Origin of the sequence: Frigidibacter oleivorans (assembly GCF_003993775.1) — a bacterium.
GTDB classification, from domain to species: Bacteria; Pseudomonadota; Alphaproteobacteria; order Rhodobacterales; family Rhodobacteraceae; genus Frigidibacter; species Frigidibacter oleivorans.
The window spans coordinates 130,294-152,454 of the sequence record NZ_RJRZ01000009.1; the positions used below are offsets into that span (position 1 = coordinate 130,294).

17 protein-coding genes and 1 pseudogene are annotated in these 22,161 nt (G+C 70.6%); 5 read left to right on the forward strand and 13 right to left on the reverse strand.

Features of this window, described 5'->3' with window-relative positions; genetic code table 11:
• Positions 1–8: 8 nt before the first annotated feature.
• The 4 genes from EEY80_RS12625 to EEY80_RS12640 form a co-directional block, all read right to left on the reverse strand.
• Positions 9–266 carry a DUF4212 domain-containing protein gene (locus tag EEY80_RS12625; protein WP_126976929.1) on the reverse strand — a complete coding sequence of 86 codons (258 nt, stop codon included), beginning with the start codon at positions 264–266 and terminating at the stop codon, positions 9–11.
• Between the two features lie 64 nt (positions 267–330).
• A complete protein-coding gene (locus EEY80_RS12630) occupies positions 331–1,005 on the reverse strand; it encodes an adenylate kinase (RefSeq protein ID WP_126976930.1) in 675 nt (224 codons plus the stop codon).
• Positions 1,006–1,008: 3 nt separating this feature from the next.
• Positions 1,009–2,967: an acetate--CoA ligase gene (gene acs, locus EEY80_RS12635; protein WP_126976955.1), complete on the reverse strand. Its 1,959-nt coding sequence runs from the start codon at positions 2,965–2,967 to the stop codon at positions 1,009–1,011.
• 319 nt (positions 2,968–3,286) lie between these two features.
• Positions 3,287–4,960: a SulP family inorganic anion transporter gene (locus EEY80_RS12640; protein ID WP_126976931.1), complete on the reverse strand. Its 1,674-nt coding sequence runs from the start codon at positions 4,958–4,960 to the stop codon at positions 3,287–3,289.
• Positions 4,961–5,042: 82 nt separating this feature from the next.
• Between EEY80_RS12640 and EEY80_RS12645 the strand changes: the two genes are divergently transcribed.
• Positions 5,043–5,573 (forward strand): HugZ family pyridoxamine 5'-phosphate oxidase, encoded by a 531-nt coding sequence (locus EEY80_RS12645; protein ID WP_126976932.1) that lies wholly within the window; start codon positions 5,043–5,045, stop codon positions 5,571–5,573.
• Between the two features lie 12 nt (positions 5,574–5,585).
• Here EEY80_RS12645 and EEY80_RS12650 read toward each other — a convergent pair whose 3' ends face one another.
• Together EEY80_RS12650 and EEY80_RS12655 are read right to left on the reverse strand one after the other, a co-directional pair.
• Complete coding sequence (locus EEY80_RS12650; RefSeq protein ID WP_126976933.1) at positions 5,586–7,880, reverse strand: glycosyl hydrolase family 28-related protein; 2,295 nt, start codon at positions 7,878–7,880, stop codon at positions 5,586–5,588.
• A 179-nt stretch (positions 7,881–8,059) separates the two neighbouring features.
• Positions 8,060–8,500 (reverse strand): DUF4864 domain-containing protein, encoded by a 441-nt coding sequence (locus EEY80_RS12655; protein ID WP_235829831.1) that lies wholly within the window; start codon positions 8,498–8,500, stop codon positions 8,060–8,062.
• Positions 8,501–8,580: 80 nt separating this feature from the next.
• Between EEY80_RS12655 and EEY80_RS12660 the strand changes: the two genes are divergently transcribed.
• Complete coding sequence (locus EEY80_RS12660) at positions 8,581–9,468, forward strand: CHAD domain-containing protein (RefSeq protein ID WP_164738240.1); 888 nt, start codon at positions 8,581–8,583, stop codon at positions 9,466–9,468.
• 27 nt (positions 9,469–9,495) lie between these two features.
• On the opposite strand, the gene EEY80_RS12665 is transcribed toward EEY80_RS12660, so the two are convergent.
• On the reverse strand, positions 9,496–11,064 hold the full coding sequence (locus tag EEY80_RS12665; RefSeq protein WP_126976935.1) for a lysine--tRNA ligase: 1,569 nt from the start codon (positions 11,062–11,064) through the stop codon (positions 9,496–9,498).
• A gap of 112 nt (positions 11,065–11,176) precedes the next feature.
• Here EEY80_RS12665 and EEY80_RS12670 point away from each other — a divergent pair, with 112 nt between their 5' ends.
• Positions 11,177–11,599, forward strand: coding sequence for a tellurite resistance TerB family protein (locus EEY80_RS12670; protein ID WP_126976936.1), 423 nt, complete (start codon positions 11,177–11,179; stop codon positions 11,597–11,599).
• 4 nt (positions 11,600–11,603) lie between these two features.
• Here EEY80_RS12670 and dacB read toward each other — a convergent pair whose 3' ends face one another.
• Together dacB and EEY80_RS12680 are read right to left on the reverse strand one after the other, a co-directional pair.
• The gene (dacB, locus tag EEY80_RS12675) at positions 11,604–13,121 is read right to left on the reverse strand and encodes a D-alanyl-D-alanine carboxypeptidase/D-alanyl-D-alanine endopeptidase (RefSeq protein ID WP_126976937.1); all 1,518 of its coding nucleotides are present in this window, start codon (positions 13,119–13,121) and stop codon (positions 11,604–11,606) included.
• Positions 13,122–13,199: 78 nt separating this feature from the next.
• Entirely contained in the window at positions 13,200–13,802 is a 603-nt protein-coding gene (locus tag EEY80_RS12680) for a nicotinate-nucleotide adenylyltransferase (protein ID WP_126976938.1), read from the reverse strand.
• Between the two features lie 126 nt (positions 13,803–13,928).
• Here EEY80_RS12680 and EEY80_RS12685 point away from each other — a divergent pair, with 126 nt between their 5' ends.
• Both EEY80_RS12685 and ettA read left to right on the forward strand, forming a co-directional pair.
• The gene (locus EEY80_RS12685) at positions 13,929–14,462 is read left to right on the forward strand and encodes a GNAT family N-acetyltransferase (RefSeq protein WP_164738241.1); all 534 of its coding nucleotides are present in this window, start codon (positions 13,929–13,931) and stop codon (positions 14,460–14,462) included.
• An 89-nt stretch (positions 14,463–14,551) separates the two neighbouring features.
• Positions 14,552–16,207, forward strand: coding sequence for an energy-dependent translational throttle protein EttA (ettA, locus tag EEY80_RS12690; RefSeq protein ID WP_126976940.1), 1,656 nt, complete (start codon positions 14,552–14,554; stop codon positions 16,205–16,207).
• An 883-nt stretch (positions 16,208–17,090) separates the two neighbouring features.
• On the opposite strand, the gene EEY80_RS12695 is transcribed toward ettA, so the two are convergent.
• The 4 genes and pseudogenes from EEY80_RS12695 to EEY80_RS20480 form a co-directional block, all read right to left on the reverse strand.
• Positions 17,091–19,169, reverse strand: coding sequence for a glycosyltransferase family 2 protein (locus EEY80_RS12695; protein WP_126976941.1), 2,079 nt, complete (start codon positions 19,167–19,169; stop codon positions 17,091–17,093).
• Positions 19,166–20,278, reverse strand: coding sequence for a hypothetical protein (locus EEY80_RS12700; protein WP_126976942.1), 1,113 nt, complete (start codon positions 20,276–20,278; stop codon positions 19,166–19,168). Before EEY80_RS12700 ends, EEY80_RS12695 begins: the two co-directional genes overlap by 4 nt.
• On the reverse strand, positions 20,275–20,904 hold the full coding sequence (locus tag EEY80_RS20475) for a glycosyltransferase family protein (protein ID WP_164738235.1): 630 nt from the start codon (positions 20,902–20,904) through the stop codon (positions 20,275–20,277). The genes EEY80_RS12700 and EEY80_RS20475 overlap by 4 nt, the downstream gene beginning before the upstream one ends.
• A gap of 939 nt (positions 20,905–21,843) precedes the next feature.
• A pseudogene (locus EEY80_RS20480) lies at positions 21,844–22,050 on the reverse strand (glycosyltransferase); the annotation flags it as partial.
• Between the last annotated feature and the right edge of the window lie 111 nt (positions 22,051–22,161).

Consider the following 22,161-nt stretch of genomic DNA (forward strand, 5'->3'; position numbering starts at 1 on the left):
CCGCCCCCTCACTCTTCCACGCCGTATTCGCGGTCGAGCTTGTTCATGCGCGCGGCATAAACGAAGATCAGCACCAGAAAGACGTAGATCGAACCGTTCTGGGCAAACCAGAACCCGAGATCGGCACCGCCGATCCTGATGCCCTCCAGCGCGGGCCGCAGGATGATGCCAAGGCCGAACGAGCAGATGAACCAGATCACCAGCGAAATGCCGATGATGCGCAGGTTCGCGGCCCAATAGGCGTTGGACGAAGTCTTGTCCGCCATTCGCGTTACTCCCTGAGTATGTCCTCTCGCCGCCCCGCTGGCCGGGACGGCGCCTCCCCTTCCGTCAGGCCGATACGCGCGCGACGATGGACGCGAGGCTGCGGGCGATGTCGTCGATGGACCCCATCGCATCGACCCGCTGCAGAACGCCCTGCGCCTCGTAATGCGCGATCAGTGGTGCCGTCTGCGCGTGGTAGGCCAGCAGGCGCGCCCGCGCAGTTTCGGCGGTGTCGTCGGCCCGGCGCTTGAACGCCGTGCCGCCGCATGTGTCGCAGACCCCGGCCACGCGGGGCTGCTTGAAGCTGTCGTGATAGCCCTCGCCGCAACCGGCGCAGCTGTAGCGCCCGGCGACGCGGGCGATCATCTCGGCATCGTCCACCTCGAGGCTGACCGCCGCGGTCACGCCCATCCCCGCCTCGGCCAGCAGGTCGTCCAGCGCCTCGGCCTGCCCGGCCGTGCGCGGAAAGCCGTCGAGGATGATGCCGCGCGCCGTGTCGGGCTGCGCCATCCGGTCCTTCAGGATTGCCAGCACGATCTCGTCGCTGACCAGCCCGCCCGCCTCCATGACCGAACGGGCGGCCAGTCCCGCGGGCGTGCCCGCCGCCACCGCCGCGCGCAAGAGGTCGCCGGTGGACAATTGCACCAGCCCGAACCGCTGTTCCAGCATCCGGGCCTGCGTGCCCTTGCCCGCCCCCGGGGGGCCCAGCAGGATCAGCACGGTGGTGTCCGCCGCCGCCATCGGTCAGGCCTTCCCGCCGCGATTGGCGATCAGGTCGTCCACCACCGAGGGATCGGCCAGGGTCGAGGTGTCGCCGAGGCTGCCGAAATCGTTCTCGGCGATCTTGCGCAGGATGCGGCGCATGATCTTGCCCGACCGGGTCTTGGGCAGGCCCGGCGCCCACTGGATCACGTCGGGGCTGGCGATGGGGCCGATTTCGGACCGCACCCATTTCACCAGATCCTTGCGCAACTCCTCGCTGGGGGTCTCGCCGTTCATCAGGGTGACATAGGCGTAGATGCCCTGCCCCTTGATGTCGTGCGGATAGCCCACCACCGCCGCCTCGGCGACCTTCGGATGCGCGACCAGCGCCGATTCCACCTCGGCCGTGCCCATCCGGTGGCCCGAGACGTTGATGACGTCATCGACGCGGCCGGTGATCCAGTAATAGCCGTCCTTGTCGCGGCGGCAGCCGTCGCCGGTGAAGTAATAGCCGCGATACTGGCTGAAATAGGCTTCCTGGAACCGTTCGTGATCGCCCCACAGCGTGCGCATCTGCCCCGGCCAGCTGTCCGAGATGCAGAGCACGCCCTCGCATTCCGTCTCGCCGATCCGCACCGCGGTCTGCGGGTCCAGAACCACCGGCTTCACCCCGAAGAACGGGTTGGTGGCGGAACCGGGCTTGGTGGGCGTCGCGCCCGGCAGCGGCGTGATCATATGGCCGCCGGTTTCCGTCTGCCAGAAGGTGTCGACGATCGGGCAGCGGCCCTTGCCGACATGGGTGTCGTACCAGATCCAGGCTTCGGGGTTGATCGGCTCGCCCACCGACCCTAGCACGCGCAGGCTGGACAGGTCGTATTTCTCCACCCATTCCGGCCCCAGCCCCATCAGGCTGCGGATCGCGGTGGGCGCGGTGTAGAACTGGGTGACGCGGTGCTTTTCGCAGACCTCCCAGAACCGCCCCGCGTCGGGATAGGTGGGCACGCCCTCGAACATGATCGTCGTCGCGCCGTTCGCCAGCGGCCCGTACAGGATATAGCTGTGGCCCGTCACCCAGCCCACATCCGCCGTGCACCAGAACACGTCGCCGTCGTGGTAGTCGAACGTGTATTGATGCGTCATCGCGGCATAGACCAGATAGCCGCCGGTGGTGTGGACCACGCCCTTCGGCTTGCCGGTCGAACCCGAGGTGTAGAGGATGAACAGCGGGTCCTCGGCGCCCATCGGCCGCGGCGGGCATTCGGGGCTGACCTGGTCCATCAGCGCCTTGGCATCGACGTCGCGCCCCTCGACCCAGCTGATCTGGTCGCCGGTATGCTTGACGACGAGGCAGCGCACCTTGTCCGAGCAGTGCAGCAGCGCCGCGTCGGTATTGGCCTTCAGCGGCGTGCGCCGGCCGCCGCGCGGCGCGGTGTCGGCGGTGATGACCAGCTTGGCGCCGCAATCGTTGATCCGGTTGGCCAGCGCATCGGGCGAGAAACCGGCGAAGACCACGGAATGGATCGCGCCGATCCGCGCGCAGGCCAGCATCGCATAGGCGGCCTCGGGGATCATCGGCAGGTAGATCACCACCCGGTCGCCGCGCATGATGCCCTGGCTCAGCAGGACGTTGGCCATCTGGTTCACCTTCCGCGACAGCTCGCGATAGGTGATGTGCAGCGCCGGCTGTTTCGGATCGTCCGGTTCCCAGATGATCGCGGTCTGCAGCGCACGGTCGCGCAGGTGCCGGTCGATGCAGTTCACGCTGGCGTTCAGCACGCCGTCCTCGAACCACTTGATCGACACCTTGCCGAAGGTGAAGTCGGTATCCTTGACCTTGGTGAACGGCTTGATCCAGTCGAGCCGCTGCGCCTCGCGCCCCCAGAACGCGTCGGGGTCGGAGATCGAATCGGCATACATGTCGCGATACTTGGCGGCATCGGCATGGGCGCCGGTGAAATGCGCCGGCACCTCGCGGACGTGATCTGCCTCGACTTGCACCATCGGTTGTGCGGACATTGGCTTCCTCCCTCAGCTCGCCGCGCGGGCCCCGCGGCGCTTCGTCCTTCAGGACATCGAGGGCAGTGTAAACCAATCAGGCGCGACCATGTAAGTTATTATTTTCCCAAGTATTTCGTGTAAATCAATTCACAGGAAACATGATAACGATGTCAAGCGACCGCGCTGCGCCTGAAATTTCACCGGCAGAACAATCCTCTGGCTGTTCACGGATCGGTGAAAAAATCGGCGCGGCGCCCCGCCTGCGACCGCAGGGGCCGATTGCTGCCCCGCAGCGTCGCCGGCAGCGCGGGATCGCTGCGAATCACCCCGCGTCGCGGCCGGCCAGCGCCGACCCGACCGCAGCCTGCACGTCCGGCGCGAAGGCCAGCGCGCCCTCGGGCACATGTTCCCGCGCCAGCGCGGCGCGCACCGCCTCGGGCGCGCCGGCCAGCCACAGGCAGCCGCCGCGGCGCCCCATGCGGCGGGCCAGCTGCGCCAGCGCATGGGCACCGGTGCTGTCGAGGAAGGGCACCGCCGCACAGTCCAGCACGAAGGCCCGCGGCTGCCGCGACACCCGGTCCAGCACCGATCCCAGCATCGCCGCCGCACCGAAGAAGAACGGGCCGTTCAGCCGGTAGACCAGCACATCCTCGGTCCCCGGCGGCAACGGCGCCGCCACCGCCTCGATCCGCGCGGCGCGGGCCAGACGGCTCAGCACCACCACCCCGCCCAGGGCGACGCCGACGATGATGCCTTCGGTCAGGTCGCGGAACACCACGGTCAGGAAGGTCACGCCGATGATCAGCGCATCGCCGCGCCCGCCGCGGACCAGCGCCGCGATCTCGTCCTTCTCGGCCATGTTCCAGGCGACGACGGCCAGCACGCCTGCCAGCGCCGCCAGCGGGATGAACCCCGCCAGCGGCGCCGCGACCAGCAGGAACCCCAGCAGCATCACCGCATGCAGCATCCCCGACACCGGACCCCGGCTGCCCGCACGCACATTCGTCGCGGTGCGGGCGATGGTCCCGGTCACACAGAACCCGCCGAACAGGGCAGAGCCGACATTGGCCACGCCCTGCGCCAGCAGCTCGGCATTCGGCCGGTGCTGCGCGCCGCTCATCCCGTCGGCCACCACGGCCGACAGCAGCGACTCGATGGCGCCCAGCAACGCGAAGCTCGCGGCCCAGGGCAAGGCCTCGACCAGGGCGACGGCGCCGAAGGACGGCATTGCGGGCAGCGGCAGCCCGCGGGGCAGCGCGCCGAAGCGCGTTGCGATGGTCTCGACCGGCAGGTGCAGCACCAGCGCCGCCACCGCCGCCGCCGCCACCGCGATCAGCAGCCCCGGCCAGCGCGGCCGCCACCGCCGCAGCGCCAGGATCACGCCCACCGTCCCCGCCCCCAGGATCAGCGCCGCCGGCGTGACGGTGTCGCGCGCCGCCCACAGCGCGGCCAGTTTCGGCGCCAGCGCGGCAGGCTCCTCCGCCAGCCGCATCCCGGCAAGGTCCTTGATCTGGCTGGCAAAGATGATGACGGCAATCCCGGCCGTGAAGCCCAGCGTCACCGGATAGGGGATGAACCGCACGAGGCTTCCCAGCCGCAGCGCCCCCGCCGCCATCAGGATCAGCCCCGACATCAGCGTGGCGAGGATCAGCCCCTCGAGCCCGGTTTCCGCCACGCAGGCCGCGACGAGCACGATGAAGGCGCCGGCCGGCCCGCCGATCTGATAGCGGCTGCCGCCGAGCGCCGAAACGAGGAAGCCGCCGACGATGGCGGTGAACAGCCCCCGCTCCGGCCCGACACCCGAGGCGATGGCGATGGCCATCGACAGCGGCAGCGCCACGATGGCCACCGTCAGCCCTGCCAGCGCATCCGCCCGCAGCGCGGCAAGGTCATAGCCTTCGCGCAGCACGGTCACGATCTTGGGCAGGTGATCCGGGGCGGGCCGTGGGGCGACCTTGGGGCCGGGGGCGTCGATACGTCCGCTTGTCTCGCTCATCTCGGCACGCTAGCAGGAATTGCGGCCAGACTGGTCGCGCGCGGGATCGCCTGTCAAGGCGATCCGCAGCGGGGTGCGGCGGATGGCATCAGGCGGCAGCGACAATGAAGACGATGGCGGCGACACGCGCGGCATCGACCCGATCCGCCCCACCGACGATCAGGCGCGGGCGCTGGCCCGGTCGCTGATCGCTTCGGCCCGCTTCGCCGCGCTGGCGGTGCTGGCGCCGGACGGGGGGCATCCCGCCGTGACCCGCGTGGCGGTGGCGCTCGGCGCCGGCGGCGGCCCGGTCACGCTGGTGTCTGACCTCGCGGCCCATACCCGCGCGCTGCGGGCCGATCCGCGCGCCGGACTTCTGCTGGGCGAGCCGGCGCCGAAGGGCGACCCGCTGACCCATCCCCGGCTGTCGCTGCAGGCGCGGGCGGAATTCGTCGCGCAGGACGGGCCGGACCATGCCGCGCTGCGCGCGCTGTGGCTGGCGCGGCACCCCAAGGCCCGGCTCTATATCGACTTCGCCGATTTCCGGTTCGTCCGGCTGGTGCCGCTGTCGGCGGCGCTGAACGGCGGCTTCGGGCGGGCCTTCCACCTGACGGCGGAAGACCTCGCGCCCTGAGCCGACCGTTCGTCAGTTCGGGTTGTCCACCCGCACCCGCAGCTGCACCCGACCCTTGCAGGCCTGCGACCAGGTCAGCCGCACCTCCTGCCGGGCGCTGCCCTGCTCGACGCTGACGAAAGGCATCTCCGTCACCCGCGCGCCGGCAGCGGTGGTGATCGCGCCCTCCGCCACCACGCTTTCGACGTTCCGGCACCAGCCGCCGAAGGGCATGAACGGCCCCGCCCCCGCCACCACCCATGTCGCGGCCTCGCTCGTCTGGTCCGCCTGCAGGAAGACGGGCGAGGCGGTCAGCTGGTCGACCGAGGTGAAGGTGTTGTTCTCCACCACCACATTGCGCATCCGCTGGAAATCCAGCGGGGCAAAGGTGGTGTCCACGCTCTCGATCCGGGCGATGCTGCCGTTCAGCACCTTGAACACGTTGCCCGTCACCGTCAGCCCCTGGATGAAATGGCCCGCGCCATAGGGCTTCACCACCAGCCAGGAAAACCAGTTGGCCACGTCATTGGCGGTGAAGATATTGCCCGTCACCGTCAGCCCGCCGAAGGACAGCTGGTCGCCGAACGCGGGATCGGCCTCGTATTCGTTGGTCCATTCGATGCTGCTGTTGTCGATGTAGTTGCCGACGATCAGCGCCTTGAGGTTCGTCTCGGCCAGCACGATCCCGGCATTGCGCAGGCCCTTCGTTTCCTCGTCGCCCTGAAACCAGTGGTTGCCCTGCAGGATATGGCCATTGCCCGCCGCGACCAGGAAATGGCGGAACCGCACCACGCGGTTGTCGCGGATCTTGCAGTCGTTGGCATTGATGTTGGCGACGATGCTGGTGCGGTCCTGCGACCGCAACGCTGTCTCGTTCGACAGGAAATGGCAGCGGTCGATCAGCAGGTCCTGACAGCCCGACCCGATCGAGGTGATGCCGCGGTCGCGGGGCCGGGTGATCGCGCTGTCGCGCAGATGGAAGGTCTCGCCCTCCGGGGCCAGCAGGATGCCGCTGGCCAGCCCGTTGCAGAGAAATTCCACGTCGTCGACGGTGAACCTGCTGAAGTTCTGGAAACCCGAGAAATCCAGCACATAGCGGAAGCGGGTGAAGGTGAAGACCTGCGTGCCCGCGCCGCCATACAGCGGCTGGCTCAGCGTCAGGCTGTTCGTCGCCTCGTTCCGAGCCCGCACATAGACCTCGCGGCCCACGCCCGCGCCACTGACCAGCGCGCCCACCGGCACGGCGGCGATATTGGCCACGCCGGTCAGGACCAGCGGGTTGGCCGCCGAATAGCTCGCCTGGCTCGTCACCACCTCGGGTGTCCAGCCGGCATCGCCCTCGGCATTGAACTGGCCGTTGCGCAGGATGCGGCGCTGCGCCCAGCTGTCCTTGTTGCCCACCGCCGCATGCACGTCGATGGGCGCGGTCAGGTCGATGCGCCGGCCCTTCATGTCCAGCGCATCGTGGTCGGTGAAGTTGAACAGCGCCTGGATCGCCTTGCGGAACCCCGTCACCTCGTCGCCGAAGGCGTCGATATAGGTGGGCAGGTCGAAGCTGCGCGCCAGTTGCAGCCGGGCGTCGTCGGGCATCGTCAGCGTCCCTTCGAACCGCACCGGCGACCGCAGCGTGACCGTGCTGGCGATCCGGTAGGTCCCCGCCGGCACCAGCAGCACCCGCCCCGCCGCCGCCGCATCCGCCGCCGCGAAGGCCGCCGCGTCGTCGGTCGCGCCGTCCCCCCGCGCGCCATAGTCGCGCACATCCACCACATCCAGCATGTCGCGCAGGAAGACGCCGGTCACATCCTCGATCTCGATATCGTCGATGCGCACGACGCCGCCGGTCGGCCCCGTCAGGTCCAGCCCGAAATGCCCCCAGACCGGCGCCGTGCCCCAGGGCATCGCCACCCCGCCGCGCCAGCCCGAGCCGACGATGGCCTCGACCGTTACCACCTCGCCATAGGCGGTCAGCGCCACCTCCGGCCCCTGCTCGACCAGCCCCGGGACATGGGCATTGCCCGCACCCATCGCATGGCCCGCGATCCGCACCGAGGGCAGGTTGCCGCTGATCGCCTTCACCCGCGCCCGGATGCGCAGATAGCAGCCGGGCAGCAGCGTCGTCTGGCCGGTGTAGCGCAGCTTCTGCACCGCCGCCGTCTTCACCAGCTCCAGACAGCCGCCGAAATCCTGATCCGCCGGCACCAGCGCCGCATTGGCCGCGCCCTGATAGGTCGCCTGCCCCGGCAGGCCGTCCTCGCTCGACCAGTGCGACAGCCCCGCCTCGAAGGCCGCGGGCATGAAGACCAGCCCGTCGGTGATTGCCTTGTTCATGCGCCAAACCCCTTTCGCCCGATGGGGCGAGCGTCGCGGCGGCCGTCCTGCCGGCGGGGCGGGATACGGCGTCGGACGGGCCTCGCGCCCCGATGGCGGCGACTCCTAGCGGGACCGGGGTTAACGGGCCTTCAGGCCAGCGCGCGCCGCAAGCGCCGTTTCGCGCGCGGATGCGGGGCTCAGGCGCCCGCCTCGCCCTGCACGGGGAAGACGCCGTTGATGCGCCAGCCGCCCTCCACCTCGACCATCTCGTAGTCGAAAAGGTGCAGCGCCCCGTCCGGCCCCGCCACCATCAGCCGCTGCACCGGCTGGCCCTCGACCTGCCGCTGGCCGAGGAACGTCACCGCCCCGGGCTGCCAGATCGGCGGATAGCCGCTGGCGACCATGCGGCCGAACCGGCTGGCATCGCCGCCGAACATCCCCTGGATCATCGGCGAGGCGAAGGCGAAGGCCGCGGCCGCGTCGCCCTCGCGGAAGGCCTGCATCTGGTCCGCGATCACGGCCTGGATCGCGGCTTCGGCCGCGGGCTCCACCTCTTGCGCATGGACGGGGGCGAGCGCCGCAAGGGCGCCGAGGGGCAGCATCGACAGGCAGGGAATATCGGGTCGCATCGAACGCATTGCCTTTCCGTGAAGCTGTGAAACGATACGGCGCGGCGGGGCGTTCAGTTTCACCCGCGATGGAAGAAAGGTGTTTCGCGATGGCTTATGCGCTCGAACGTTCCGATCCCGACATGGCGGCAGCCGTCCGCCGGATCGCCTCCGAAGAGATCGCGGGCGCGCTGTCCCGTCTTGCCGAACCCGACCTGTCGGAAGCCAAGCGCATCCACGGCCTGCGCAAGCATGTGAAGCGTCTGCGCGGCCTGATCCGCCTCGTGCGCCCCAATTTTTCCGGCTACAAGGCCGAAAACGCCGCCTTCCGCGACGCCGCCCGGGGCATTTCCGGCCTGCGCGACGCCGAGGTTCTGCGCGGCACGCTCGAAACCCTCGCCGATGGTGCTCCGGACGGGGCGAAGACCGCCATCGACCATCTGCGCGCCGCGCTGGCGCGGGATCAGGCGCAGCTGCAGGAAACGGCGGGCGATGACGGGCTGGCGGATTTCGCGCAGGCGATGCGCGAGGCGCAGGACCGGGTGGCGGACTGGGACCTTCAGGGCAACGGCTTCGACCTGCTGGAGGACGGGCTGTCCGACACCTGGAAGGCCGCGCGCAAGCTGCAGCGCAAGGCCCGGCGGGACGCCGATGCCGAACAGATCCATGAATGGCGCAAGAAGGTGAAGGATCACTGGTATCAGGCCACGATCCTGTCACCGATCTGGCCCGAGATGATGGCCCCCCATGTCGATGCCGCCGACCATCTGGGCGAATGGCTGGGCGACCATCACGACCTAGCGGTGTTCATCGACCGGCTCGCGGTCGAGGAGGGACTCGACGCCGACGACCGCGCCACGCTGGAAGCCCTCGCCGCCAAGCGCCAGAAGAAGCTGGAACGCAAGGCCCGCCACCTCGCCACCCGGCTCCTTGCCGAGGACGAGGCGGCGCTTGTCGGGCGCTGGCGGGTCTGGTGGCAGCAATGGCAGCAGGACTGACGGCCGGCGCCCGGCCGCGCCCGTCCCTCAGCGCGCCAGCGCCGCCTCGATCAGCGCCACCGTCTCGGCCACGCCGTAAAGCGCGATGAACCCGCCGAAGCGCGGCCCCTGGCTCTGCCCCAGCAGCACCTCGTAGAGCGCAGTGAACCAGCTGCGCAGCGGGTCGAACCCGTGTTCGGTGCCGACCGCAAAGACCAGACTTTGCAGCGCCTCGTCATCGGCGGCGCCCTCCCAGGCCCGCAGCCGCGCGGCCAGATCCTCCAGCGCCGCGCGCTCCTTCTCGTCCGGGGCGCGGAAGGTCAGCGTCGGCTTCACGAAATCCTCGAAGTAACGCAGCGCGAAGCCCGCCGCCTGATCGAGGTCCGGGTTGCCCTCGGGCGTCGCGCCCGGCGCATAGCGGCGGATGAAGCCCCACAGCGCCTCCTTGTCCTTCGCCCCCGCCACGGTGGCGAGGTTCAGCAGCATCGCGAAGGGCACGACCAGCGTCGAGGCGGGCGGTTCCCCGCCATGGATATGCCAGACCGGGTTGGCGATCTGCTGGTCAACCGGCTGGCCGGGGAAGGCGCGCAGCTGCTGGTGATATTCGTCCACCGCCTTCGGGATCACGTCCCACCACAGCCGCTTGGCCGTCTTCGGCTTCTGATACATGAAATAGCCAAGGCTTTCGGTCGCGGCATAGCTCAGCCATTCGTCGATGGTCAGACCGTTGCCCTTCGACTTGGAAATCTTCTGCCCCTTGTCGTCGAGGAACAGCTCATAGGTGAAATGTTCCGGCTTGCGGCCGCCCAGCACCTCGCAGATGCCGTCATAGATCGGCGTGTTGGTGCTGTGATCCTTGCCGTACATCTCGAAATCGACATCCAGCGCCGCCCAGCGCATGCCGAAATCCGGCTTCCACTGCAGCTTCAGCGTGCCGCCCGTGACCGGGATCGTCCATTCCCGCCCGTCCTCGTCGTCGAAGGTGATGGTATGGTCCTTCGCGTCGACATGCTTCATCGGCACATACATCACCCGGCCCGTTTCCGGGTGGATCGGCAGGAAGCAGGAATAGGTCTGCTGGCGTTCCTCGCGCAGGCTGGCCAGCATGATCTCCATGATCGCGTCATAGCGTTCGCAGCACAGCCGCAACATGTCGTCGAAGCGGCCGGCCTTGTAATACTCGGTCGCGCTGGCGAATTCGTACTCGAACCCGAAGGTGTCGAGAAAGCGGCGCAGCATCGCGTTGTTGTGGTCGCCGAAGCTCGGATAGTCCCCGAACGGATCGGGGACGGAAGTCAGCGGCCGCTGCAGGTTCGCCTTCAGCATCTCCTGCTGCGGCACGTTTTCCGGCACCTTGCGCATCCCGTCCAGATCGTCGGAAAAGCACAGAAGCTTCGTCGGGATGTCCGAGATGATCTCGAAGGCGCGGCGGATCATCGTGGTCCGCTGCACCTCGCCGAAGGTGCCGATATGCGGCAGGCCCGAGGGGCCATAGCCCGTCTCGAACAGCACGTATCCCTTTTCCGGAGGCGCCTTCTCATACCGTTTCAGCACGCGGCGCGCTTCCTCGAAAGGCCAGGCTTTGGAGTTCATCGCAGCGTCGCGGAGGGTGGTCATGATACGGTCCTCTGGGGTTGCGGCCTGTCGTGCGCCGCACCCGCCCCACCTATTGAACAGGCCCGGAATCGTCAATAATTTGCCGGCCAGACCCCGTTGAAGGACCATCGCCTTGGCCAAGCCGCTCGCAGCCCTTTCCCCGCAGGACGCGCTCGTCGCGGTCATGGTCACCGTCTCGATCTCGGACGAGACGATCCGCACCGCCGAATTGCTGGCCATCGAACGCATGGTCGACAGCCTGCCCGTCTTCGGCAATTACGATGCCGACCGCATCCGGCTGGTAGCCGAAACCGTCTATGCGCTGATGGAAGAAGAGGACGGGCTCGACGCGCTGTTCGGCCTGATCCGCGCCACGCTGCCCGACCGGCTGAACGAAACCGCCTATGCGCTGGCCTGCGATGTCGGCGCCTCGGACGGCAAGCTGGGCCAGGGCGAGCTGCGGATGCTGGAAGAGCTGCGCCACGAGCTGAACGTCGACCGGCTGCACGCCGCCGCCATCGAACGCGGCGCCCGCGCCCGGCACCTGACGCTGTGAGGCCTCAGGCGGCGTAGACCGCCGCCCAGCGTTCGATCAGCTGCTGCTGCAACCGCTTCGACCGGCTCACCCATTCCCGGCCCCCCGGCGGGCGTTCGCGCAGGCTGTCGGGAATGGAATCGCGCCGCGCCACGTCGCCGGTGAAGATCGCGAAGACCAGATCGCCGCCCGAGGGCGTGCCGATCCAGCCCGCCAGCGTCGAGACGAAGTTGAGCGTGCCGGTCTTCGCCTCCACCCGCACCGGATGGTTGGGCACGGCCTTGCCGTTCGCATCGCGCATGACGAATTCCTTCATCAGCCCGCGCAGCTGATGCTGCGGTCCCAGCCGCGCCAGCGCAGCCACCATGTCCTGCGCCGAAATCCGCGAGGCGCCGCCCAGCCCCGAATGATCGACGAAGCGCGACTGCGCACCGGCACGTCCGGCCAGCCAGTCCGACATCGCCGGCCCGCTGCCCGAATGGCTGCCCACCCCGCGCCGCAGCGAGGCCGCCATGCCCACCGCCTCGGCCGTCAGGTTGTTGGAATATTTCAGCATGTCGAACAGCATCGGCCGCAGGTCGACGCTGGCCCGTTCCACCAGCACCCGCCCCTCGGGACGGCCGCGCAGGGACTGCGGGTCGGGCAGCGCGATGCCCTGCGCCCGCGCCAGCGTCTGGAACACGTCGCCCGCATAGGCATCGGGCTTGCGCACCGGCAGCCAGCGGCTGCCGCCGTTGCCCAGCGCCGAGGCCGCGACCGTCCATTCCTCGACCTTGCCCCGGTCGGAATAGGTGTAGACCGGCAGGTCGCGGTTGGCGAGCGCCATCCGGGTCGTATAGGCCTTGGGGACATAGCGGTTGCCGCGCGCATCCATGCTCAGCTGCCAGCCGCCCTGCGCCCGCCGCCATTCGAAATGCACCCGGTTGAAGTTCAGGTTCAGCCCGCCCACCGCCGGGTTGTAGCCCAGCCAGTCGGGCTGCGAGGTGTCGATGGCCCGCACGAAGGGCAGCGCCCCGTCCCAGACGAGGAACCGCCCGGCGATACCGCCCACGCCCGCCCCGCGCAGCGCCGCCGCCATGTCGCCCAGCGTGTCGGTTTCCAGCGTCGGGTCGCCGCCCCCCGCCAGCACCAGATCGCCGCGCAGCACCCCGCCCTGCACCGGGCCCGTGCCGATCAGGCGGGTGGGAAAGCGATAGCCCGGACCCAGCATCTCCAGCGCGTAAAGCGCGGTGATCGCCTTGGCGACGCTGGCGGGCGGCATCGGCTCGCTGCCGTTCATCGCCTCCAGAACCTGCCCCGTCCGGGCATCGGCGACGACGAATCCCACCTTGCCGCCCAGCTGTGCCGCAGCCACCAGCGCGGTGGCATCGGGGGCGGTCGCGGCGCTTGCCGCCCGCGCCGCCACCGGCGCGGCGCCCGTGGCAGCCTGCCCCGCGCGCATCGGCGGGCGCGGCGACCGCAGCGGCGCCTCGGCCAGCGCCGGACCCGCGACCGTTCCGGCCAGCAATCCCCCCAGAACGCCCCTGCGCGTGATCCCGTCCATGCCATCCCTCGCCGCGGTCGTGCCGGGAAAGACTAACCCGGCCCGCCCCTTGGCGACAACCCGCCGCTGCCGCCGGGATCAGCTGCGCCAGTCGCCCCGCGCCCGGATCGCCGAGGAGGACAGGTCCACCATCGGCACGTTCACCATGCACCAGGCCGGCGCCGGGCAACGCGCCAGCAGATGCGCCGCCTCGGCCCGCAGCCGGGCATCGGCGAAGCGTTCGGCGGCCGGTGCGCCCCGCCCCGCCAGCCCGCTGCCCGGCCGCACGATCACCCCCACCGGCACCCGTTCCATGATGCTTTCCCACTGCTGCCAGCGGTGGAACTGCACCATGTTGTCCGCGCCCATCAGCCAGACGAAGCGCACGCCGGGATAAACGGCCTGCAACAGGCCCAGCGTCTCGGCGGTGAACCGGGTGCCAAGCCGCGCCTCGATATCGGTGATGACCACGCGCGGATGCCGCATCACCGCCCGCGCCTGCGCCATCCGCCGGTCCAGCGGCGCCGGGCCATGCGCCTTCAGCGGGTTGCCCGGCGACACCAGCCACCAGACCCTGTCCAGCCGGAACCGTTTCAGCGCCTCGCGGGTGATATGGGCATGGCCGTCATGGGCCGGGTCGAACGACCCGCCCAGCAGTCCCACCGTCATTCCCGGAAAGGCCAGAGGAAAGCCCTGCATCATCGCTCCCTGCAGGCGCCGATCCGGCGCATGCTCCGACCCCCGGGCTTGTCATGTCCCGCGCGGGCCTGTCAATCGCTGGCGGCGATCCCGCTTGTCCCCGGCCGCGCGGCGGCGCTAAATCGCGGCATGTCAGACACATGTCCCCCACCGTCTGCCCCGCAATCTGCCCCGCCGTCTGCCCCGCCGCCGCCGGACCGGATCGCCCTCGTCCCCGTCCGCGCCGACAGCCCCGAGGCGCGGTACGCCCTGCAATGCTATTACGACGAGCTGTCCGCGCGGTTCGGGCAGACCTTCGCCCCGCCCGCCGCCGACCCGGACGAGACCTGGCCCCCGCGCGGCGTCTTCCTGGTCGCGCGCGGCGGGGACCGGGTGCTCGGCTGCGGCGCGCTTCGCACCGATGCGCCGGGGGTGGGTGAGATCAAGCGCGTCTGGATCGCCCCCGCCGCACGCGGCATGGGGCTGGCCCGCCGGATCATGGCCGCGCTCGAGGATCACGCCCGGGCGATGGGCCTCGCCACCCTGCGGCTCGACACCGCGGCGCCGCTGACCGAAGCGATCACCCTCTACCGCCGCAGCGGCTGGACTGAGATCGCGCGCTACAACGACAATCCCCACGCCTCGCACTGGTTCGAGAAGGCCGTCGCGCGCGACACCCCCTGATCCGCCGCGGACCCGCGCCGCTGTTGCGGACCCGCGCGCGGGCCGGTAGAACGCGGGCCAACCCGCAATCCCACCTCAGGAGTGGCCGCATGGCATCGTATCAGTACGTCTATCACATGGACGGCGTGTCCAAGACCTATCCGGGCGGCAAGAAGGTGTTCGAAAACATCCGCCTGAACTTCCTGCCCGGGGTGAAGATCGGCGTGGTGGGCGTCAACGGCGCCGGTAAATCGACCCTGCTGCGGGTGATGGCCGGCATCGACAAGGATTTCTCGGGCGAGGCCTGGGCCGCCAAGGGCGCCCGCGTCGGCTATCTGCCGCAGGAACCGCAGCTTGACGAAACGCTCGATGTGCGCGGCAACGTGATGCTGGGCGTCGCCGCGAAACAGGCGATCCTCGACCGCTACAACGAACTCGCCATGAACTATTCCGACGAGACCGCGGACGAGATGGCGCAGCTGCAGGACACGATCGACAGCCAGAACCTGTGGGATCTCGACAGCCAGGTCGATGTGGCGATGGAGGCCCTGCGCTGCCCGCCCGACGATGCCGAGGTGTCCACCCTCTCGGGCGGGGAACGCCGGCGCGTGGCGCTGTGCAAGCTGCTGCTCGAGGCGCCCGACATGCTGCTGCTGGACGAACCGACCAACCACCTCGATGCCGAAACCATCGCCTGGCTGCAGAAGCACCTGATCGAATATCAGGGCACCATCCTCTGCGTCACCCATGACCGCTATTTCCTCGACGACATCACCGGCTGGATCCTCGAACTCGACCGCGGCCGGGGCATCCCCTACGAGGGCAACTATTCCGCCTGGCTGGAACAAAAGGCCAAGCGGATGGAACAGGAAGCCCGCGAGGACAAGGCCAAGCAGAAGGTGCTGGAAAAGGAACTGGAATGGATCCGCGCCGGCGCCAAGGCGCGGCAGGCCAAGTCCAAGGCCCGGATCCAGGCCTATGACGAGATGGCCTCGAAATCGGAGCGCGAGAAGGTCTCGACCGCGCAGATCGTCATCCCGAACGGCCCGCGCCTCGGGTCCAAGGTGATCGAGGTCGAGGGGCTGAAGAAGGGTTTCGGTGACCGGCTGCTGATCGAGGACCTGAACTTCAGCCTGCCGCCCGGCGGCATCGTCGGCGTGATCGGCCCGAACGGCGCCGGCAAGTCCACCCTGTTCCGGATGCTGACCGGGCAGGAACAGCCCGACGAGGGCTCGGTCAGCTTCGGCGACACCGTGAAGCTCAGCTATGTGGACCAGTCGCGCGACGCGCTCGACGCCAACAAGACCGTGTGGGAGGAAATCTCCGGCGGGGCGGAACTGATCGAACTGGGCGACGCCCAGGTCAACAGCCGCGCCTATTGCGGGGCCTTCAACTTCAAGGGCGGCGACCAGCAGAAGAAGGTGGGCCTGCTGTCGGGCGGCGAACGCAACCGCGTCCACATGGCCAAGCTGCTGAAGTCCGGCGGCAATGTGCTGCTGCTGGACGAACCGACCAACGATCTGGACGTCGAGACGCTGCAGGCGCTGGAAGGCGCGCTGGAAGATTTCGCCGGCTGCGCGGTCATCATCTCGCACGACCGCTTCTTCCTCGACCGGCTCTGCACCCATATCCTCGCCTTCGAGGGCGAGGCCCATGTCGAATGGTTCGAGGGCAATTTCGAGGCCTATGAGGAAGACAAGATCCGCCGCCTCGGCCCGGATGCGGTGGAACCGAAGCGGGTGAAATACAAGAAGTTCACCCGCTGAACGGGCGACGCGCCCGCTGGCCCCCCGACGGGGGACCGGCGGCGGGTTGCGGAGGGCTTGGTACAGGGGCCGCAGGACCGCGGCGCCAGGACGCCCCTGCCTTCTGCCTCGCGGTCGCCCCGTGGCGGGGGGCGGCAGGGAAGGGAGCGACGGGACCGGCGAGGTTCCGCCGCTTCGGCCCCGGCGCGGGGAAACTGGTACGGTCGGAGTCTTGGGGTGCAGCCGCAGGGTGTGCCCTCCGTCAGACCGGTCCGGCGCCGACCCGGCACAGCGCGGAGGCGGTCCTGCCCCCTGCCGAAGCCGCGAGCCGGATGTCGGACGCGGGGTGCCTGACCGGACGGGGCGCCTCGCATCGTGCCCGCCATCCCGAGGTTGACCGGTCAAGGCGCGGACAATGGAGCACCCCCGCCGTCCTTCCGCCCGGCCCTCGCCGCGCGCTTCGCACCGGCTGTCACGGCGACGTCCCGAAGCTGGCCTCTGCCCAGGGCACCATCTGTCGGCAACCAAGCCGCTGCCGCAATGCCGTTTTGCCCTACCGAGGCCGGAGCCCCATGTCGGGCGCGAGGTGCCAGCCCGGGACAGGGCACCCCGCGCCCCGCGCCCCGCGCCCGCAGGGTTGATGGGCCAAGGCGGTGACAATGGCAGGCCCCGCCGCCCTTCCCCCCGGCCCTCGCCGCGCGCCTCGCACCGGCTGTCGCTGCGACCTCCCGCTGCTGGCCCCCGCCGCCGGCGACATCTGCGGTCGGCACAGCCGCTGCCGCCACACCGTTTCCCCTACGGTCAGCACCCCTCGCACCGGCCCCGCACCTTTGCGGGCGGCCCGGAGGCCCGGTTACCGGCCCGATGCCCCGAACCTTGCCGCCGGATGCCCGGATGCACCTCCCTAGCCCGCCCGCCGCTGCGGCGCGTTCCTTCCGGCGGGCCGGTCTGCCGTCAGGCCCACGACCCCGGCTCCGCCGACAAAGGGCATGAGCCATTCCGGCAAGCCGGCTGCGGCACCCGCGTCACCCCGTGGCAGCGCGGTACCGGCCGGGACGGCCTCGCCCCAGCGTTCCGCAGCGCGGACGGCTGCTTTTCGGGGCACGATGGCCTCCGTGTCCGCCGCACGGACCGCGCCCGGCAACAGCGAGGCAGTCATTGCAGGCTCGGGCGCGGCGCCGAACTGCCCCTGCCAGAACGCCGCATCCGTGAGCGTTGACAGCGCTTCGGCATAGGTCGCCTGCAGGGCCGCCTGTCCGCGCAGATGCCGCAGCGCCAGCCCGGCCGCGCGCCACAGAAGGGTCAGGCAGCGGCGATCGGACCGGCGGACGGTATAGTGAAGCCCCTCGCCCGGGCGCTCATAGGTCACGACCTGCGATCCCAGCACCCCCTCCACATCCCCGCGCGCGCCCGCCGGCCGCCGGGCGCGGCCGGCCCAGATCCGCGCGAAGGGCAGGAAATGGCCGTTCAGCGTCGCGCGCAGCAGCCGGTCCATCCGCCTTCCCCGGATTCGGCAGCGGCGGGGCGGCGGCCCCGCCCGTGACCCCCAGGCCTCGTCCCGGACCAGTGCGGCGATGGTCCCGCGCCGCGTGGCCATGTCGCTGTTCCGCGCGAAGAAATCCGGCCCCTCCAGCACGTCGGCCCAGGCCAGAAGCTGCGCCTCGGCGCTGTCATAGTGAAACCGCGACAGGCTGCGCGCCAGAAACCCGAGCGGCAGGCGGATCATCCGCCACCGCCCCAGCCGCAGCCCCGGCAGCGCGAGGTGATGCACCATGTGGCTGCGAAGGTCGAGATAGGCGGTCAGCGGGCTCTCCTTCTCGGTGAAGTCCTGCTGGAAGGACACCACCCCGTTCAGCCGCACGAAGCGGAACGGGTTGGACAGCGAGAACATCACGTCATCCCCGCGCACGAAGAACGGGAAGGGCCAGTGCCGGACCGCGGCGACCGGGAAGGCGAAGAACCAGAACCCGCCATAGAAGCCGGGCGGCGCCGCGCCGGTCGCCTGTTCCAGCGCGAAGACCGCCTCGCGCCGGCGCAGGTCGGTGCCGCCCTGCAGCGGCCGGCAGCGACGGTCGAAGACGGCGCCCGCCTCCCACAGCGCCCAGCGATGCGCGGTCGAGATCATCGCCCCCGCGATCGCGGTGGCCGGGTCGCGGGCACGGGCGAGGAAGACGAAGGTCCGGTGGATGGCCTCGACCGGCACCGCCGCATCGTCGTCCATGAACAGGCAATGGCTGAAGCCCCAGGCCTGCGCCTCTGCCAGCCCGCGGGCGAAGCCCCCGGCGCCACCCAGGTTGCGGTTCGCGATCCGCTCGACATGGGCGAGCGGCGGCAGGGCGGCCGTGCCGCCGTTGTCGACCACGAAGACCTGCATCCGGTCGCGCCAGGGCGACGCCTCGATAAAGGCCTCCAGCCGCGCGGCGGTCCTGCGGATCTCCTCCTCGCGGCGGAAGGTGGTCAGGCAGAGGGCGAGCTTCGGCAGGGCCCGTGCGGCCGCGCCCTCCTCCGGCCCCGCCGCCTGCGGCGGGGGCAGCGGATCGCGGGTGACATAGCCCGCCGCGGTCAGCACCGTGTCGGCCAGCGCCCGCAGCTCGAAGAAGATCACCCCCGGTGCCGGATGGGCGGTGGCGGCGGTCAGGTCCAGCTCGACCCGTCCGCCCGTGCAGATCCGCGCGTCGAGCATGTCCCAGGACCGGCCCGGCGGCGCATGCCAGACCCGCAGTTCCGCCAGCCCCGTCAACTCGACCACCAGCCCCAGATGCCCGAAAGGCGCCGCCTCCTGCCATTTCGCCAGCGACAGGAGATTGAAATAGCTGTCGAAACAGGCCCATCCCCCCGAACCCAGCTGCAGCTGCCGCCTCGGCAGGTCCAGTCCGGCGATCCCGCCGAGATGGACGAAGAGGTCGGGTTCAGAACAGATCTCGGGGTCGGGCAGGATCACGGCCTGCAGCAGGATCGTGCCCGGGGCGACAGAAGGGGTCATGCGGCAATCTCCAGCGTCTCGACGAAACGGGCCAGGGCGGCGGGGTGGCCGCCCTCGGCAAGCGCCGCCGCGAGCGCGGGGCGCAGGGCGCGCGCCACCTCGGGCTCGGGGCGCGGCAGGGGCTCGGCCATGGCGGCAAGCGCGGGAAAGAACGGCCGGCCCCTGCGCGCCCGCAGCCAGCCGTCGCTGCCCCGGAACGCGTCCAGCAGCCGCCGCCGGTTGGCTCGGCCGAACAGCTCGATCTCGTCCTTCGGCGGCAGGTTCAGCCTCGGCAGCGGGGTCAGCAGCGCCCCCGTCAGCTGTGCCGCCGCGGGCGGCGGCAGGCGCAGCGCCCCGGCCCGCGCGAATTCGAGCAGCGCCGGATGCAGGCTTTCGTTGCTGCGCCGTTCCGGCAGCAGCCGCGTCGCCACCGCCGGCGGCAGGTCGAGCCGCGCCTCGGACAGGAAGTCGGCGACCGATCCCCCCGCCGCCAGCACCTCGGCATAGTTGCGCAACGAGAGCCGCGCCCTCGGAAAACCTTCGATCCAGGGCTCCAGCATCAGCCGGTAATCGGCATGGATCGTGCCCAGATAGGGCGCGAGCCCGCCCTTCCGCAACGGCTCCAGCCGCGCGCCGAACCGCAGCCTCTGCCCGTGCCAGGAGGCGAGATACTGGTCCGGGCGCCGCAGCGTGCAGTGCAGCGACACCTCCGCCCCCTCGAAAAACCCGCTTAGATCGCCGATCAGCCCCGGCGCCAGCGCGCCGAAATTGGCGAAGACCTCGGCGCAGAGGATGACGGTCCGGGGGGCGAAGCTGCGGATCTGGCTGGCGATCGTCTGCCCCATCTGCGCCACGCCCGGCAGGTTCGGATGCCAGGGCGGGATCGGGTAGGCCACGGCCTCGTGCAGCATCCGGAAGGCCAGCGCGTTATGCGCCTCGCGCGCGTTCATCGGCACCGGGTCCGGCTCCTCGCCGGTCTGGATCTGCCGCGCCAGCCGCGCCAGCCCCTCGCTTTCGACCGCCGGATAGAGGATGCCGGCCTCCAGCAACCGCGCCGCGTTGCGCCACAGGAAATCCTGCAGCGTGGTAGAGCCGACCTTGTGATGGCCGATGAACAGGCAGAGCCTCATCCCCGGCCCTCCGCGATGGCCCGGATGCCGGACAGGTCGCGGTCCAGCCGGCGCGCCAGCCCGTCGGTCACCGCCATCCGCATCAGCCGGGCGGCGGCGCGTCGCTCGCCCCGGTTGCAGTGGCGCAGCGCGAGCGTCCAGCGCAGGATCTGGCTCACCAGCACCGGCCAGAACAGTGCCCGGCCCGCCGCGGCCCGGATCACCAGCACGAGGTTGCGGTGGTGGAAATAGCTTTTCCACAATGGCCGGTACAGCCGCGCCGGGCCCGACAGTGTGCTGCAGTCATGGACGAAGCGGATGCGCGGCTCGAAGGCGAGGGCGATGCCCGCGCGCCGCAGCCCGAGCGTGTAGAGCACGTCGTCGCCGTAGAGAAACAGCCCCGCCTCGGGCAACCCCGCCGCCGCCACCGCCGCGCGCGGCAGGAACAGCCCGACGAAGGACGCGGTATCGACCGGAACCGGCCGGTCGCCTGCATATTCGGCATCGGTAACATGAAAGCCGCGCCGCCCCGCGACCAGCGCCCGCAGGAACCGGCCCGGCCCGGCGAAGGGGTTGTGCGCCGGGCGGTTCATCTCGGCGATGCGCCCGGCACGGTCCCGCACCGCCGCCGCGATGGCGGCGGGCATCTCCGGACCGGGAGCCCCCGCGGCGGAGACCTGCGGACCGGGAGCCGCAACGCCGGGCGCCCCTGCGCCGGGCACCTGCGGCCCGGCCACCGCCGGGCGGACGAGTTGCCGGAACGCGTCGATCGCCCCCGGCTCCGGCCAGGCATCGTCGTCAAGCAGCAGCAGCCAGTCCGGCCGGATGGCGAGCGGGCTAGGAGTCGGGCCGGCGGGCGCCGGGGCGGCGGGTGTCGGGGGAGCCGGTGTCGGCGCGGTGGCTGGCGAGCCGGCGGCTAGCGGGGGAGCGGGCGTTGAAGGGGCGGCGTCCGGGACGACGCATCCCGGGGAGCGGGGAATTGGCGGGACGGCTTCCGAGGCGACGGCTCCGGGGATTGAACGACCGGGTTTCGCGGCAACGGCCGCCGGGGCGGCGATCGCCGGAGCGGCATCTGCCGGAAGGGCGGATGCCTGGGAGCCAGACGGTGGGGTCCCGGCCGGAGGGGCGGCCGCCGCGGGGGCCTCGGCTGCCGAGACGGCGGGCGAGGGTCTGGCATCCGGCGCGGTTGCGGATGCGGCGGCCCCGTCCCGTTCCCCGGCAGGTGCCGCTGCCGCGAGCCTGTCGACCGTCGCCGCCCTCCCGCGCGACATGGTGTCTTCGGGGCGGCCCTGCCCCGGTTCCGCGGCTGCATCGCGCCCTCCGGTCGGCGGGTCTGCGGCCGGGCCCCTGATCGCTGCGTCCCGCGCCGCATTGTGCCGGTCGCGAAAGTCGCACCGGTCCGGCTGGCGGCGCGCCCGGTCCGTGTCGCCTTGCGGCTCGGCAGGCCACCACAGACTTGCCCCCCGGGGCGACAGGTCCGTAAGCGGGGTCACCGCCCCCCACCATTCGGCATCTCGCTCAGTCTCTCCAGCATGCCGCCGCGGCATCGAAGGCCACGAGCCCGGCGCCGCCATCGCGGCCGCCATTCCCGCGGCGAAGCCGCCCGCGCCGCCGCGGTTCTCCGCCAGCCGCAGGACCGCGAGTCGCGGATCCCGCAGCCCGGCGAGCCATTCCGCCGTGCCGTCGGTCGAGGCGCAGTCGACGACCAGAATCGCGTCCAGCGATTCCGCCTGCAACCGCACGAGGCAATCGCGCAGCCGCGACAGGCGGTTGTGGGTCACCACGATGGCCATGATCCGCGGCGGGCGATCCGCGGCCCCGCCCGCCGCCTGCGCCCCCTCGGCCCCCCGGCCGGCACGGTCGCGCCGCTGCAGCGGCCGCGGCAGCGGCGAGGCGCCGCCCCG

Excerpts from the sequence above, each read along its gene's own strand:
- acs (WP_126976955.1), bottom strand. The coding sequence starts at position 2,967 with ATGGTGCAAGTCGAGGCAGATCACGTCCGCGAGGTGCCGGCGCATTTC.
- ettA (WP_126976940.1), top strand. The coding sequence starts at position 14,552 with ATGGCATCGTATCAGTACGTCTATCACATGGACGGCGTGTCCAAGACC.
- EEY80_RS12660 (WP_164738240.1), top strand. The coding sequence starts at position 8,581 with ATGGCTTATGCGCTCGAACGTTCCGATCCCGACATGGCGGCAGCCGTC.
- EEY80_RS12645 (WP_126976932.1), top strand. The coding sequence starts at position 5,043 with ATGGCATCAGGCGGCAGCGACAATGAAGACGATGGCGGCGACACGCGC.
- EEY80_RS12685 (WP_164738241.1), top strand. The coding sequence starts at position 13,929 with ATGTCAGACACATGTCCCCCACCGTCTGCCCCGCAATCTGCCCCGCCG.
- EEY80_RS12650 (WP_126976933.1), bottom strand. The coding sequence starts at position 7,880 with ATGAACAAGGCAATCACCGACGGGCTGGTCTTCATGCCCGCGGCCTTC.
- EEY80_RS12680 (WP_126976938.1), bottom strand. The coding sequence starts at position 13,802 with ATGATGCAGGGCTTTCCTCTGGCCTTTCCGGGAATGACGGTGGGACTG.
- dacB (WP_126976937.1), bottom strand. The coding sequence starts at position 13,121 with ATGGACGGGATCACGCGCAGGGGCGTTCTGGGGGGATTGCTGGCCGGA.
- EEY80_RS12665 (WP_126976935.1), bottom strand. The coding sequence starts at position 11,064 with ATGACCACCCTCCGCGACGCTGCGATGAACTCCAAAGCCTGGCCTTTC.
- EEY80_RS12700 (WP_126976942.1), bottom strand. The coding sequence starts at position 20,278 with ATGAGGCTCTGCCTGTTCATCGGCCATCACAAGGTCGGCTCTACCACG.
- EEY80_RS12630 (WP_126976930.1), bottom strand. The coding sequence starts at position 1,005 with ATGGCGGCGGCGGACACCACCGTGCTGATCCTGCTGGGCCCCCCGGGG.
- EEY80_RS12655 (WP_235829831.1), bottom strand. The coding sequence starts at position 8,500 with ATGCGTTCGATGCGACCCGATATTCCCTGCCTGTCGATGCTGCCCCTC.
- EEY80_RS12640 (WP_126976931.1), bottom strand. The coding sequence starts at position 4,960 with ATGAGCGAGACAAGCGGACGTATCGACGCCCCCGGCCCCAAGGTCGCC.
- EEY80_RS12625 (WP_126976929.1), bottom strand. The coding sequence starts at position 266 with ATGGCGGACAAGACTTCGTCCAACGCCTATTGGGCCGCGAACCTGCGC.
- EEY80_RS20475 (WP_164738235.1), bottom strand. The coding sequence starts at position 20,904 with ATGCCCGCCGCCATCGCGGCGGCGGTGCGGGACCGTGCCGGGCGCATC.
- EEY80_RS12695 (WP_126976941.1), bottom strand. The coding sequence starts at position 19,169 with ATGACCCCTTCTGTCGCCCCGGGCACGATCCTGCTGCAGGCCGTGATC.